At 71.2% G+C, this 12,642-nt stretch carries 13 protein-coding genes; 7 read left to right on the forward strand and 6 right to left on the reverse strand.

What is annotated here, in order from left to right; genetic code table 11:
- Positions 1-149: 149 nt before the first annotated feature.
- Genes ACWCPW_RS09635 through eno form a run of 3 tightly spaced genes read left to right on the forward strand, consistent with a single transcriptional unit; the run spans position 150 to position 3,001 of the window.
- Entirely contained in the window at positions 150-1,397 is a 1,248-nt protein-coding gene (locus tag ACWCPW_RS09635) for a phosphotransferase (RefSeq protein WP_449761007.1), read from the forward strand.
- Between the two features lie 9 nt (positions 1,398-1,406).
- A complete protein-coding gene (locus ACWCPW_RS09640) occupies positions 1,407-1,685 on the forward strand; it encodes a hypothetical protein (protein ID WP_449761008.1) in 279 nt (92 codons plus the stop codon).
- 32 nt (positions 1,686-1,717) lie between these two features.
- Positions 1,718-3,001 carry a phosphopyruvate hydratase gene (gene eno / locus ACWCPW_RS09645; protein ID WP_449761009.1) on the forward strand — a complete coding sequence of 428 codons (1,284 nt, stop codon included), beginning with the start codon at positions 1,718-1,720 and terminating at the stop codon, positions 2,999-3,001.
- Between the two features lie 107 nt (positions 3,002-3,108).
- Here the strand turns inward: eno and ACWCPW_RS09650 are convergent, their stop codons facing one another.
- The 3 genes from ACWCPW_RS09650 to ACWCPW_RS09660 all read right to left on the reverse strand — a co-directional run bounded on the left by ACWCPW_RS09650 (position 3,109) and on the right by ACWCPW_RS09660 (position 6,227).
- On the reverse strand, positions 3,109-4,830 hold the full coding sequence (locus ACWCPW_RS09650; RefSeq protein ID WP_449761010.1) for a type IV secretory system conjugative DNA transfer family protein: 1,722 nt from the start codon (positions 4,828-4,830) through the stop codon (positions 3,109-3,111).
- Positions 4,831-5,170: 340 nt separating this feature from the next.
- Positions 5,171-5,830: a cysteine dioxygenase gene (locus ACWCPW_RS09655; RefSeq protein ID WP_449761011.1), complete on the reverse strand. Its 660-nt coding sequence runs from the start codon at positions 5,828-5,830 to the stop codon at positions 5,171-5,173.
- A 295-nt stretch (positions 5,831-6,125) separates the two neighbouring features.
- A complete protein-coding gene (locus ACWCPW_RS09660; RefSeq protein ID WP_449761012.1) occupies positions 6,126-6,227 on the reverse strand; it encodes a putative leader peptide in 102 nt (33 codons plus the stop codon).
- A gap of 318 nt (positions 6,228-6,545) precedes the next feature.
- Here ACWCPW_RS09660 and ACWCPW_RS09665 point away from each other — a divergent pair, with 318 nt between their 5' ends.
- Positions 6,546-6,944 (forward strand): nuclear transport factor 2 family protein, encoded by a 399-nt coding sequence (locus ACWCPW_RS09665; protein WP_449761013.1) that lies wholly within the window; start codon positions 6,546-6,548, stop codon positions 6,942-6,944.
- Between the two features lie 162 nt (positions 6,945-7,106).
- Here ACWCPW_RS09665 and ACWCPW_RS09670 read toward each other — a convergent pair whose 3' ends face one another.
- Complete coding sequence (locus ACWCPW_RS09670; protein ID WP_449761014.1) at positions 7,107-7,601, reverse strand: PaaI family thioesterase; 495 nt, start codon at positions 7,599-7,601, stop codon at positions 7,107-7,109.
- Between the two features lie 133 nt (positions 7,602-7,734).
- On the opposite strand from ACWCPW_RS09670, the gene ACWCPW_RS09675 reads away from it, so the two are divergent.
- The gene (locus ACWCPW_RS09675) at positions 7,735-8,214 is read left to right on the forward strand and encodes a winged helix-turn-helix transcriptional regulator (RefSeq protein ID WP_449761111.1); all 480 of its coding nucleotides are present in this window, start codon (positions 7,735-7,737) and stop codon (positions 8,212-8,214) included.
- Positions 8,215-8,374: 160 nt separating this feature from the next.
- Here ACWCPW_RS09675 and ACWCPW_RS09680 read toward each other — a convergent pair whose 3' ends face one another.
- Together ACWCPW_RS09680 and ACWCPW_RS09685 are read right to left on the reverse strand one after the other, a co-directional pair.
- Positions 8,375-10,465 (reverse strand): ATP-binding SpoIIE family protein phosphatase, encoded by a 2,091-nt coding sequence (locus ACWCPW_RS09680; protein WP_449761015.1) that lies wholly within the window; start codon positions 10,463-10,465, stop codon positions 8,375-8,377.
- 168 nt (positions 10,466-10,633) lie between these two features.
- A complete protein-coding gene (locus ACWCPW_RS09685) occupies positions 10,634-11,539 on the reverse strand; it encodes a protocatechuate dioxygenase (RefSeq protein WP_449761016.1) in 906 nt (301 codons plus the stop codon).
- A gap of 268 nt (positions 11,540-11,807) precedes the next feature.
- Between ACWCPW_RS09685 and ACWCPW_RS09690 the strand changes: the two genes are divergently transcribed.
- Together ACWCPW_RS09690 and ACWCPW_RS09695 are read left to right on the forward strand one after the other, a co-directional pair.
- The gene (locus ACWCPW_RS09690; RefSeq protein ID WP_449761017.1) at positions 11,808-12,071 is read left to right on the forward strand and encodes a hypothetical protein; all 264 of its coding nucleotides are present in this window, start codon (positions 11,808-11,810) and stop codon (positions 12,069-12,071) included.
- Positions 12,072-12,159: 88 nt separating this feature from the next.
- Positions 12,160-12,570, forward strand: a complete 411-nt coding sequence (locus ACWCPW_RS09695) for a hypothetical protein (protein ID WP_449761018.1) — start codon at positions 12,160-12,162, stop codon at positions 12,568-12,570.
- The last annotated feature ends 72 nt before the right edge of the window (positions 12,571-12,642 follow it).

The following is a 12,642-nucleotide window of genomic DNA, read 5'->3' on the forward strand; positions in this document are numbered from 1 at the left end:
GCAAGCCGTGCCAGGGACCTCGGGCGGCCGATGCCCCGGCCGTGGCGCCGGGGCCGCCGGACGAGCGCCGGAGCAGCGGCGAGCACGGCCGGCCGCGGCCGCTGTGGCAGCCGGGTGCCGCGGCTCCGGACCCGGCGAGTGGGGCAGTGGTGAGACCGGGGCCGGCCGCACCCGAAGACGGCCTTTCGCCACCGGAGATCGACATCGTCCGCCACCTGCTGGGCATGCCGGTCAACGACTCGCTTGCCGATTTCCCGCATGGCGAGGGCACTCCCACTTCGTACGCGAAGGTGCTCACCGACGCGTACGAGAGCGCGGGGCTGCGGAACTTCCCGCTTCCGGGCCGGCCCCCCGTCCGCGGGGCCTTCAGCACCGGGGTCGTGGCACTGACCACGAAGGGCTATGTGGTCGGGCAACGGACCAGCGAGAACTACCGTCCGACGCATCCCGTCCTGCAGGCCGAGCCGATCGTGACGACGCCGGAGGCGCTCCGCATCGCCAACGGGCAGCGACCGGGACTCACTCCTCGGCTGTTCCACCACGAGGACGAGAAGCTGATCGTGACCAGTTTCGAGTTCGGGATCCACCCGCGGAGGGACCGCGATCCGTCCGGCTCCGTGGTTCGTCGACTGCTCCTCCAGGGGTTGCCCCAGGCGTTGGCCGACTTCACGACGATACGGATCCCCAGAGAGGTGCGACGCCACCAGAACGTGGATTCGACCGTGGCCATGATCGACCGCGCGCGAACCGTGCGCCGCAGTCGCTTCAGTGAGGAACAACTGCGTCGGACGGCCACCTTCGGAATCGACGACGCCCTCCTGGACGACCTGGGCGACCGAGCCGCCGCGTTCACCCCGCGTACCCCCGGCATCCTGCACAACGACCTGCACTACGACAACATGCTGGTGCGGCCGGTGCCGCGGGACGGTGGCATGCGCAGCAGCGGAGTCTGCCTGCTGGACCTGCAGTTCGTGACCGAAGGCGACCCGGTACAGGACCTCGCGTGTGCCGCGGTCAAGCTCGACTGCACGATGGACGAGGTCGCCGATCTGGCCTTCGGTTGGGACCGTCGCCTGGACGCCGGCCGAACGTCCGGGATCGAGCGCGACCTTCCCACCGCCATGGCGGCGGTCTCCGCGACGCAGTCGACGGTGCTCATCCCCAACGTGATCAAGTCCGTGCGCGAGGCCGCCGAACGTGATCGGTCGAGTCTTGAACACACCCTCGACGAGGCCGCCCGCAAGATCCAGGCCTGTATCGCACCGGCCATGGCGTACGGTCGTGACGCACAGGTCGGTGCCGCCTGGGTCCGCGACCGCCTCGGCGACACGCTCCCCCGAAACCCCGCGATGATCGCGTCAGCCGGGATTCCGGCCGGCCAACACCCCACGCCGTGAATCGGCATCGTGCTCGGGTTCCTGCTCGAGTCCCTTGTCGAAGCCGAGACGGGCAGCTCGCGTGTGAACGTGGTCGACGCGACGCCGAACGAGGCGGTGCGCGCTCGACACGCCCTCGACCGACGAGCGATCGCCGGCACCGAAAAAATCACGAATTGCCATGTTTCCGACTGCCTGAAAGCGCCTCCCCGACCGCTGCGTGATCTCCATTCACCGGCCTGGATAGGGTGGATGGCGAGGCGCGGCGACGAAGCCGTCGGACCACCGGCATCACGTCACCCGGACTGACGTGCGTGCAGCCGACGACAGTAGGAGAGAACATGACTGCGATTGGCCGTGTCGTAGGACGCGAGGTCATCGACAGCAGGGGCAATCCCACAGTGGAGGTCGACGTCCTGCTGGAGGACGGTTCGCTGGGCCGTGCGGCCGTTCCCTCCGGTGCCTCCACCGGCGCGAACGAAGCCGTCGAGCTCCGTGACGGCGACGAGGCCCGGTTCCACGGCAAGGGCGTGCGCCAGGCCGTCGACGCCGTCAACGGTGCGATCGCCGAAGCACTTGTCGGACTCGATGCCGAGGACCAGGCCCTGGTCGACGAGACCATGATCGGCCTCGACGGCACGCCCAACAAGGGCAGGTTCGGTGCCAACGCGATCCTCGGGGCTTCGTTGGCCACCGTGAAGGCCGCTGCCGCCGCGCACCGGCTGCCGCTGTACCGCTATGTCGGGGGCGCCGGCGCACGGCTGCTGCCGGTACCGATGATGAACATCATCAACGGCGGCGCGCACGCCAACAACGCGCTGGACTTCCAGGAGTTCATGATCGCCCCGATCGGCGCGGAGAACTTCTTCGACGCGGTGCGGATGGGCTCGGAGGTCTTCCATACCCTGCGCAAGTCCCTGTCCGACGCCGGTCACAGCACCGGGGTGGGCGACGAGGGCGGCTTCGCTCCCTCGCTGAGCACCGCGGACGAGGCGCTGCAGTTCGTCGTGGACGCCGTCGAGAAGTCCGGCTACACGCCCGGGGAGGACATCACGCTGGTGATGGACCCGGCCTCTTCGGAGTTCTTCCGGGACGGGGTCTACGACTACGCCGGTGAGGGCGTCGAGCGCTCCATCGAGGAGCACGCCGAGTACCTCGCCGGTCTGGTCTCCCGCTACCCGATCGCCTCGATCGAGGACCCGATGGGGGAGGACGACCTCAAGGGCTGGAAGCTGCTCATGGACGTGCTGGGCGACAGGTGCCAGCTCACCGGTGACGATGTCTTCTGCACCAACGTCGACCGGCTCCGCGACGGCATCCGTGACGGGGTGGCCAACTCCATCCTGGTCAAGGTCAACCAGATCGGCTCCCTCACCGAGACGCTGACCACCGTCGACGCCGCGCACAAGGCGGGCTACACGGTGGTGATGTCGCACCGTTCCGGCGAGACCGAGGACACCACGATCGCCGACCTCGCCGTGGCCACCGGCTGCGGCCAGATCAAGACCGGTTCGCTGTCGCGTTCGGACCGCACGGCCAAGTACAACCAGTTGATCCGCATCGAGGAGGAACTGGGCTCCCAGGCCCGGTACGCCGGCCGTTCGGCGCTGTACGTGCGCGGCTGACGATTCCTCGGACAGCGCCCCGCGATGGCCCGGCCGCCGGTGAATCCGGTGGCCGGGCCATCGTCGTCCCGCCGCCGACGTGCCCGGCGGGGGCCGCCGAAGACCGGTCACCCCGTGGGGGCATGGCGGGCGAGCGAGGCGCGGATGGCGCCCGCACGTGGGCCCTCCCACCAGGGCACGGTCTTGACCAGGACCGGACGGGTGCCGCTCATCAGCACGAGCGCGCGACCGCGCGGCAACGCGGCGAGATCGGCGATGTCCAGGACCGATTCCGGGCGGGACGCCCGGGTGGTCGACTGGGACCACAGGGCCGGCGACGTACTCGACGTACTGGTGGTGGCCGGCTCGAACATGCCCGCCGCACTGGCGAGTTCGCCGAGGAGGCGGGTGTCGGCGACGCCGCCGCCGTAGACCCGCACGTTCGCCGCGCCCCACAGCTTGGCCATGCCGTGCTCGCCCCAGACCGCCACGCCCTGTGCCCAGGATTGCAGGATCGTCATCATCAGGATGCCGCGCGACCCGTAGTGGCTGTACATGGTGGGGAGTTCCTTCCAGGGGCAGACGTTCGCCGCCTCGTCCAGGACGAACACCGCGGGCACCGGCAGTCGGCCTCCGGGACTCTCGATCGCCACACCCTCCGACGCGTAGGCGATCGCCGTGGTCAGCGCCAGGACCAGCGGGGCGGCCATCTTGTTCGTCTCCTCGGACAGCAGGTAGATGGTGCCGCCCACGGTCGACGCGAAGGCGTTGTGCGAGAACTGCGGGCGCGACGCGTCCTCGTTCGGCGTCACCCATCGGGTGACCTCGGCCGCGGACAGGAACGACGCCATCTGCAGAGCCGTGCCGTACACCCCCGCGCGTTGCGCGGAGGGGGCCTGATGGACGCTTTCGACGGCGTTCGCCACCGTGTGGTGGCCGTGGTGGCGCAGGATCCGGCTGGGGGTGTCGTCGTTGGGGCGGGTCAGCCACCCGTACACGTCGGTGATGGGCCGGTCGTCGATGGAGGCGGCGAGCATGAGGTGGCCGAAGAGATCCTGTCCGGCGGGTTCGAAGTAGCCGTCGCTGCGGACATGCGAACTGCGATTGACGCTCGCGAAGATCGAGGCGAGGACGACCGCCTTCACCACGTTGTCGCCGATGAAGGTCAGGGGGTTCCACCACCACGACGCCGGTTCCCCCGCCTGTCCTTGCGGGTCGAACACCCAGACCGGGCCCCCGCGGGCCCGTACGCCCCGCGTCGCGTCCAGGATGTCCCGCTTGTTCGAGGTCACGACGACGCTCCCGGGCGCGGCGACGACGGCCGGGATCGCCCTGGTGGCGGTCTTGCCCGTGCGCGGTCCCCAGATGTCGACGTGCATGTCCTCCCACGATCCCCACAGTTCCCGGTTGCCGCGCACCGTGCGTCCCACGAGCAGTCCCGGGCCGGCATCGCGGGCCACGCCCATGCGCAGCGCCCTCGCGCGGGCGGCGCGAGCCGTCGTGTGTCGCAGGTCGCCGGCCCGCGCCAGGTACCGGGCGGCGCGATCCACCCTCGGCCGGGCGGCGCGAGCGCGGATCAGGGCGGCCGCACCCGCGCCCACCAGGCACAACTCCCCCACGGCGACGAGCGTCGCCGGCACGCCGGGCCATGGGTAGGTGCCGGCGAGCCATTCGAGGACGAACCTCGGCGGGAAGGCGGCGGGACGCGGCCGGCTGCCGTCCGCCCACGTGATGACGAATGCCGCCGACCAGAGCCAGCAGCAGGCCAGTACGGCGGCTGCCGGCAGTGCGGCCAGCACGATGATGTCGGTGTGCGGTGAGGGGCCACGTCTGGTGGTGGTAGCGCTCATTGCGGAGTGATCCGATCGGTGAATCGGCTGACGGCGCCGGGGCGCACGGCAGCACGGGAAGTCGGTGCACGATGGCGTCGCCCGCGTGCCGACACGAAGGCCCTCGACCGCGGGCGGGCGGCGAGGCGTCGTGTCGGGCGGGCGGAAGTCGAGAGGGAAGGCCGCTCCGGAGGCGGCTACGCGTCGAAGGGACGACAGCTACAGCTCCCGCTCCGGCGATGGCAACAGCGTGTAGCGGATGCGAGAACACGACACCACGGCCGGGAACGCCGAGGCCGATCCTCCGCCCCCGCCCCCGCACTCACACCCGTGCCGGATCCGAGCCTCCCCACCACCGTCGTCACCAGTCCCGGGCGTTCTCGACGGTGGTCAGGGTGAGCCGGTCGCCGGCTCGCAGACAGTGGCGCATCGACGGGAGCGAGGGACTGTAGACGTGGACCGAGATCGCGTGTTCGGCATCGGACGGGTTGCGTACGTCGTGCACGTGCGAGGCGCCGAAGGCGCGCCCTCGGCCCGCGCGCAGAAGCCGCGCTCGCGGTTGCCGGGGCTCCACCTCGACCGCGCCTCCCACCACGATGGGCAGGCTCCGTACCCGCAGGACCTGCTCGGCGAGTTCACCACGGGCCACCGCGAACGCGCCCCGTGCCCCGCCGTGGTCGTGAAAGCCGGTGGAGGAACGCGGCGGCCAACCGATCAGCCACGCCTGGCGACCGCCCGGAACGGGCAGCGGCGACCAGGTGCGTCGCTCGGGGTGCAACCGCAGGGTGGAGACGAGTTCCCGGTCACCCACCGCGGTGAGCACGAAGTCCAGGAACGATCGCGTCGACGGGTGCGAACGAGCCGCGGCGGCCACGGCGGCCGAGGTCCGCGAACCCGAGGACCCGTCGAGGTCGGGCCCGGGCAGTCCGGGCAGTCCGGGCCGACCGGGCCGACCGGGCCGACCGGGCCGACCGGGCGATCGGGAAGTGAAGTTGTCGGAGGCAACGGAGTCGGTACGCATGCATCGTCCTCGAAACGGGTGCTCCGCGCTGTTGCCGTATGCCCTCCACCTTTTCCGCCCACGGACACGCGTCGGGTGACGGGGTCGGGCGTCGGCGAACGTCTCGGCGCACCGCGGAGCGGCCCGGAAACCGGGTCGACCCGACGGCGTCAGGAGATGTGTGTGGGCATGCCACGTGCACTTCGCGGCGAGGCGAATCCTCGTTGCGGACCGATCGGTCCGGGTGTCGGACCGCGGCGGGATGCGAGGTGTGCGCGTCGGCAAGTGGGGCGCGCGAAAATGGCCAGGGCTCAGGTCAGCGCGAAGCGCGACACAGACACCCGGCGTACCTGAGAAGATCCAGGTGGATGCGCCCAACGAGGATTTCGTGAGTGCTCACGCTCACGGACACAATCACGCACGTTCCCCACAGTCAAATCGGCTTGCTCCAACTGCCCGCCTTCGAAGAAGAGTTGGCGATTCCCGACTGCCGCACGGCAGGCGAGCCGGCGCGCAGGCCGACTCGCCCTCCCCCTGAGGGCGAGCGACTCACTCTCTCCGACGGGCCCGGCCACTGCCGCGCGAGTCGGGAACCTGTCGCTCCCCGGCGTCGGTGTGAGCGGCGTTTGTTTTGTACTGAGCGATCCAATATGGTGGCGGCAGGTGCCTGTGCGGCACGAACTCCGTTGCGGCAGGTGCCTGGTTCGGCACGTGCTTTTCCAAGGAAGGTCGGAACATGAGCGAAACCAGGGCAGTCGTCGAGGAGTACTTCCGCCGCGCCGCGGCCGGTGACTTCGAGCGGATGCCGGAGCTGGTCGCCGAGGAGGTCGACTGGGACGTCTACGGCGCCGAGGAGGTGCCATGGATCGGTCGTCGCACCACCCGGGCCGAGGTCGCCGACTTCTTCGACATCCTTCCCCGGCATCTCAAGGCCGAGGAATTCGCCATCCACCAGATCCTGGTGGAGGGCGAGGACGCGGTCGCCCTCGGCTACATGCGACAGGTGGTCGTGACCACCGGCAACCTGTTCGTCTCCCCGTTCGCCTTCCGCTTCACGGTGCGAAACGGCCTGATCACCCGATTCGTCACCTACGAGGACAGCCTCAACCTGGCCCGCTCGTTCGGCGTGGTCTGACCGGCCGGGCCACATCCGCCCGGGAGGACCGGCGCGGGATCACCGGCCAGGGATCACCGGCGCGGGTCGCCGACAGGGAGACAAGGGTTGCCGGCGCGGCATCGCACCGTGAAGCCCCGGTCCCCGACGGGATCCTCCCCCTGCCGGCCTGCCCGCGCGCGGTCACGCCCCCGGGAGCGGGAAGATCATGCAGCTGCTCGTCGCGTGCGCGAGCAGACGGTCGTTCGCGTCCAGCAGTTCGGCCTCCGCGAGCGCGGTGCGGCGGCCTTGGCTGCGCACCCGGCCCACCGCGTGAATCCGGCCGGTGTCGAAGGTGATCGGACGCAGGAACTTCGTGGACAGGTCGAGCGAGGTGTACGCCATGCCCGCGGGCAGCGTCGTGTGTACCGCGCAGCCGGCCGCCGAGTCCAGCAGGGTCGCGTACACGCCGCCGTGCACACTCCCGATCGGGTTGTAGTGCTCTTCGCCCGGCGTCATGGAGAACACCGCGCGCCCGTGCTCGACCTCGTCGAGCGTGAAGTCGAGGGTGGCGGCTATCGGCGGCCCCGGATACCTGCCGGCGATCATCGCCTTCAGGAAATCGAGGCCGGCCATGGACGCGGCGGCGGCCGCCGTGATCGCCGGGTCGTCCCACGTATACGTCCGCGACCTGCCCATGCCCGTCCTCCGCTTCCCTCCCGGCCGTGCCGTGGCGCGACGGGTTGTCCGTGTGCGAGGTGACCGGCGCCGCCGCTGCCGACACCGACTGGCTTCGATTTCCGAAGCCAGGTGTCACACTACTCCCATGGACCTGGAGTGGCTGGACATCGACCCTGCGGATTGCCCGGTCCGGCGCACGCTCGACCTGGTGGGCGAGAAGTGGTCGCTGCTGATCCTGCGGGACGCCGTCAACGGCGTGCGCAGGTTCGACGACTTCCGACGCCACGTCGGCTTGTCGGAGGCCGTGCTCACCGACCGGCTGCGCAAACTGGTCGCCGGCGGCGTGCTCGCGACCCGGCCCTACCGCGAGCCCGGAGCGCGCACGCGCAACGAGTACCGGGTCACCGCCAAGGGCTGGGACCTGTGGCCGGTGCTGCTGGCCCTCAAGCAGTTCGGCGAAAAGCACTGGGCCGATCCGGCCGGGCCGATGCTCGACGTACGGCACCGCGACTGCGGCGCGCCGGTTCGCGTCGTCGTCGAATGCGCCGAGGGGCACCCGGTTCCGACGCGTCGTGACGTGACGGTACGACCGGGTCCGGCGGCCCGGCCGCTCACCCGATCCACCCGCTGAGCGCCCGTCCGCGCGCCCCACCGACACGCCCCACACGCTTCCCACACGGGGGCTCGCCGAATCGGCCCCGAGCGGCGAACCACCGCAGCCCGGTCGCGCGGCCGAATCCACCAACCCCGACGCGGGGCTGCCCGGAGCCGCCTCCGGGCCCGCGCCCGGCTCACCCGTCGTCGAAGGCGGCCAGGAGGTCGTCCTCGGACGGCGCGGCGGTCGGGCGCGCGGAGGTGGTCGGTTGTTCCGTCCAGATGGTCTTGCCGGTGCGGTGGTAGCGGCTGCCCCAGCGGGCGGTGAGCTGGGCGACCAGGAACAGGCCGCGGCCGCCCTCGTCGGTGTCGTGGGCTCGGCGCAGCCGGGGTTGGGTGTTGCTGGGGTCGGAGACCTCGCACACGAGCATGCCGTCGTGGATGAGCCGCAGACCGACGGGGCCGCCCGCGTACCGGATGGCGTTGGTGACCAACTCGCTGACGACGAGTTCGGAGGTGAACGCGAGTTCCTCCAGGCCCCAGTCCGCGAGCTTGCTCGTGACCAGCTCCCGGGCGTGCGCGACCTGTGCGAGGTCGGCCGGCAGTTCCCAGCGGGCCACCGCGTCGTCGGGGACGCCGCGCGTACGCGCGAGCAGCAACGCGACGTCGTCGTCACGCGGCGGGTCCAGGCGAGCCAGCACCGCGGCGCCGATGGCCTCCAACGGCCGGTCCCGGTTCTCGGCCGCGACCGCCGCGAATTCGTCCAGGCTCACGGAGGGGTCGGCGTCGCGGCGCTCGACGAGCCCGTCCGTGTAGAAGGCGAGCAGCGAGTCGGGCGGAAGCTCGATCTCGACGGCCTCGAACGGCAGTCCACCGACGCCGAGCGGAGGTCCCGGCGGCACCTCGGCGAACCGCGGCTCCGCGCCCGGGCGCAGCACCAGCGGCGGCGGGTGTCCGGCACTGGCGATGGCGAGGGTACGGCCGATCGGATCGTAGACCGCGTACTGGAACGTGGCGCCGAGTGCGGCGAGTTCCGCGGTCGCGTCGTCGGGATCGTGTTCGGGCCAGTAGCTGAGCACCAGGTCGTCCAGGTGTCCGATCAGCTCGTCGGGCTCCAGGTCCAGGTCGGCGAGGGTCTGCACGGCGGTACGCAGGCGCCCCATCGCGGCGGTGGCGCCCAGCCCGTGGCCGACCACGTCCCCGACCACGAACGCGGTGCGCATCGAGGACAGCGGGATCACGTCGAACCAGTCGCCGCCCACCCCCGCGTCGCCTTCGGCGGGACGGTATGTACCGGCGGTTTCCGCGGCCGCGGTGCGGTTGACCCGCCGGGGCAGCAGCGATCGCTGCAGGGCCACGGCGGTGCGGTGCTCGCGCGTGTAGCGGCGCGCGTTGTCCACGCTGAGCGCGGCGCGCGAGGCGATCTCCGCGAGCAGGGTCGCGTCGCGGTCGTCGAAGGCGGGTCGGTCACCGGTGCGCCACACGGTGATACTGCCCAGGATCAGTCCGCGGACCAGCAGCGTGGCGACCATGGACGAGGACGCCACCGCCGGAATGATCGAGTCCAGCGTCTGCGGATCCAGGTTGAGGGACGCGCGCAGTTGCGCCATGTCGGTGGCGCAGACGGGGACGCCCTCGGCGAGCGGGCCGAGCATCGGGCTTTCCGGAAACCGCGGCAGCCGGTCGCCGACGCCCAGCATCGGGGCGGGCCAGCGGGTGCCCGGCAGGGTGGCGACCGCGACCCGCAGCAGGGCGAGGTCATTCTCGCCGGTGGGGCGCGGCTCGTCCCCGTGCAGGACGGGCTCGGTCAGATCGACGGAAGCCAGGTCCGCGAAGTCCGGCACCAGCACGTCGACGAACGCTCGGGCCGCCTCGCCCAGGTCGAGGCTGGCGCCGATGTCGACCGCCGCCGCGTGCGCCAACTCGTGGTGTTCGCGGGCCCGGACCTCCGGGTCCCGCGCATTGCCGGCGGCGCGCCGCACCGGCAGCAGCAGAACCAGTCGGGCGCTGGGGACGAGGTTCGACCTGTCCGGACCGTGGTCGGACAACGGCGTCGTCAGGGAACGGGCGTGCACCGGCCCCAGGACGCCCGGGATCGTCACCCGCGCGCCCGGCCCGCGCCCGGGCACCGCACGCAGCGCCTCGGCAGCGGCCGGCGGCAGCGGATCACCCAGTTGCCTCCGCGCGGACGGGCTGCACAACAGGACGTTGCCCTCCGCGTCCAACAGCACCGCGGCGAGGTCAGGGGGGATCTCGTCGTCCGGTTCGACGGCACGCGACGCCCGCATCCTCGGCCCGCCCTGCCTCCCCGAGCCACGGAATCCTTCGTGACGTTCCATTCTCACGCCACCCGACCATCACCTGCCACCAGAACCCCGGACGTGCCGGTCCCACCCCGCCCCGATCACGAGAACGTCGCCGTCGACGGCGGTGACGCTTCGGCACCGGCACCGGACCTACTTGCCGTCCTTGTCGGGATCCGCGGCGAGGGTGATCACGCCCAGATAGCCGTCGCCATCCTGGACGACCTCGAGGAGCATGGTGGGCTTGTAGATGTTGTCGCCGTCGTTGAACGTGTCGCGACCGGTGTGTGTGGCATACGGCTGTTTGGCGAAGACGGCGCGGTTGAGCGCCTCGTCCATCATGAGCTGGGTGGTGAGCGTGCGTTCGTTGTCGACGTGCACCATGGCGTGGACGTGGACGGTACGGCCCCGGTACCAGCCGGGCCAGATGGTGGTGAACTGCACGATGCCCTGGTTGTCGGTCACCTGGGCGCCGCGCAGGTAACGCTTGTCGTCCTGCGGCGTGAGGTCCCCCTGCCCCCCGCCACCGCCCGGAGCTCCGGAGGGTGGTGCGCCGCCGGGCGCTCCGGACGGGGGCGCGCCGGCACCCGGACCGCCGCCCCCGCCGCCCGGGCCGCCTCCGCTCCCGCCGCCGGAGAGGCTTTCGGCCCCGGAGTAGAGGCCGGCCGCGTCGCAGTGCCAGATCTCCACCACCGCGTTCGGGATCGCTTGGCACGTCTCACTGTCCTGGACCCGGACGGCCAGCCGCAGTCGGGTGCCCGCACGGTCCTCGCGGATGTCGCCGCGAATCTTGTCGGCGTCGAAGTAGTACGGACCCTGGGTGGTCTGTGGGGTGAGAGTGCAGGTGCTCGCCCCCTCGAACAGCTTGTCGATGTCCTGGGTGGCGCCGGCCTGGGGCGAGACCGTGGCGGTCGCGCCCGTCGTCGTGGTGGCCTGGGCACTGCCGCCGTTCTTCGCTCCCGAGCAGGCGCTGAGCAGCGCGCCCAGGCCGATGCTGCCGATGCCCGCCAGCGCGGTGCGCCGGCTGACGCGTTGACCTTCGTGGTGGTCATGGCTCATGGTCCGTCGACTCCTTCCGAGTCCCTCTCGGTCATCGGCAGCGTAGGAACGCGGCATGAGAGCCGTATGTGAGCCGGATGAGAAACGCATCCTCCCGCCCGCGAGCCCTTCGCCGTGCCCGCGCCGCCGTGCCCGCCCCGCACACCACGCGTGCGAGCGGACACCGGAACGGGGCCACCGTCGCCGTCCTCGTACGCGAGGCGCCCGAACCACCATGCCGCCCGGTCCGCCGCCGGCGGGACCGGGCCGGTCGACGCACACTCGAATGGTGGAGATCATGTCGGCGCACGGCTACCTCGTCCTCCCCGGCCTCGGGGATGTCGAGGTCACCTTCGACCTGTTCGATTGGCCGATCAACGGTGAGACCCTCGCGCGTACGTGGAGCGCGGTCATCGACAACGGCCCCGTCCTGGAACCCGACACCGAGGGCTTCCTGCGTCTGGACACCGAGCCTGCCGGAATCGGACACCCCTTCGTCGTCATCGCCGCCGGGCACCACGTCACCCGAATCAGCGGACGCAAGACCCCGTGACCGGGGCCTCCCGCACCCGGACCGGGCCGGCCGGATCTGAGTATTCGTACTCTGATGGATGTTCGGCGTGGGCCGGAAAACTGGGGCCATGAACGAAGGACCACGCAGAGCAGTGCCCACCTTCTTGGCGCCCCTGGTCCTGGCCGGGATCGCGGCGGCGGCATGGGTCGCCTGGCTGGGCTGGGATCGGCATCGCGACGTGCAGCCCGACGGTTCCACGACCGGCCCCTACCAGGGCTGGCAGGTGGTCGGGCTCGTACTGACCCTGTTCGCGGCGGTCTGCTGGGCGGCCGCCCGCGACCACGCCGCGGCGGCGACGATCGGCATCACCGTCGGCCTGACCCTCGCCGCCTACCTCGACTGGTCGGACGACTCGAGCGGGCTGTACATGGTGGGCGTGACCATGGTCGGACTCGCGAGCGCGGGCGCGACCGGCCTCGTCTCCCACCTGGTCAGCTCCGCGAGGCACAAAGCGCGAGGCGGCCGCCCAGGGCACTGACCCTTCCCCACCTCGCCGGCCCGTGCGCGAAGCGGCGACGGGGCCTCGGACCCGGCGCTTGGGTCGGCGGGG

The organism is Embleya sp. NPDC001921 (genome assembly GCF_053594475.1).

Bases quoted from the DNA above. Each gene is read 5' to 3' on its own strand.
- eno (WP_449761009.1), top strand. From the start codon at position 1,718: ATGACTGCGATTGGCCGTGTCGTAGGACGCGAGGTCATCGACAGCAGG.
- ACWCPW_RS09655 (WP_449761011.1), bottom strand. From the start codon at position 5,830: ATGCGTACCGACTCCGTTGCCTCCGACAACTTCACTTCCCGATCGCCC.
- ACWCPW_RS09680 (WP_449761015.1), bottom strand. From the start codon at position 10,465: ATGCGGGCGTCGCGTGCCGTCGAACCGGACGACGAGATCCCCCCTGAC.
- ACWCPW_RS09685 (WP_449761016.1), bottom strand. From the start codon at position 11,539: ATGAGCCATGACCACCACGAAGGTCAACGCGTCAGCCGGCGCACCGCG.
- ACWCPW_RS09665 (WP_449761013.1), top strand. From the start codon at position 6,546: ATGAGCGAAACCAGGGCAGTCGTCGAGGAGTACTTCCGCCGCGCCGCG.
- ACWCPW_RS09695 (WP_449761018.1), top strand. From the start codon at position 12,160: ATGAACGAAGGACCACGCAGAGCAGTGCCCACCTTCTTGGCGCCCCTG.
- ACWCPW_RS09670 (WP_449761014.1), bottom strand. From the start codon at position 7,601: ATGGGCAGGTCGCGGACGTATACGTGGGACGACCCGGCGATCACGGCG.
- ACWCPW_RS09650 (WP_449761010.1), bottom strand. From the start codon at position 4,830: ATGAGCGCTACCACCACCAGACGTGGCCCCTCACCGCACACCGACATC.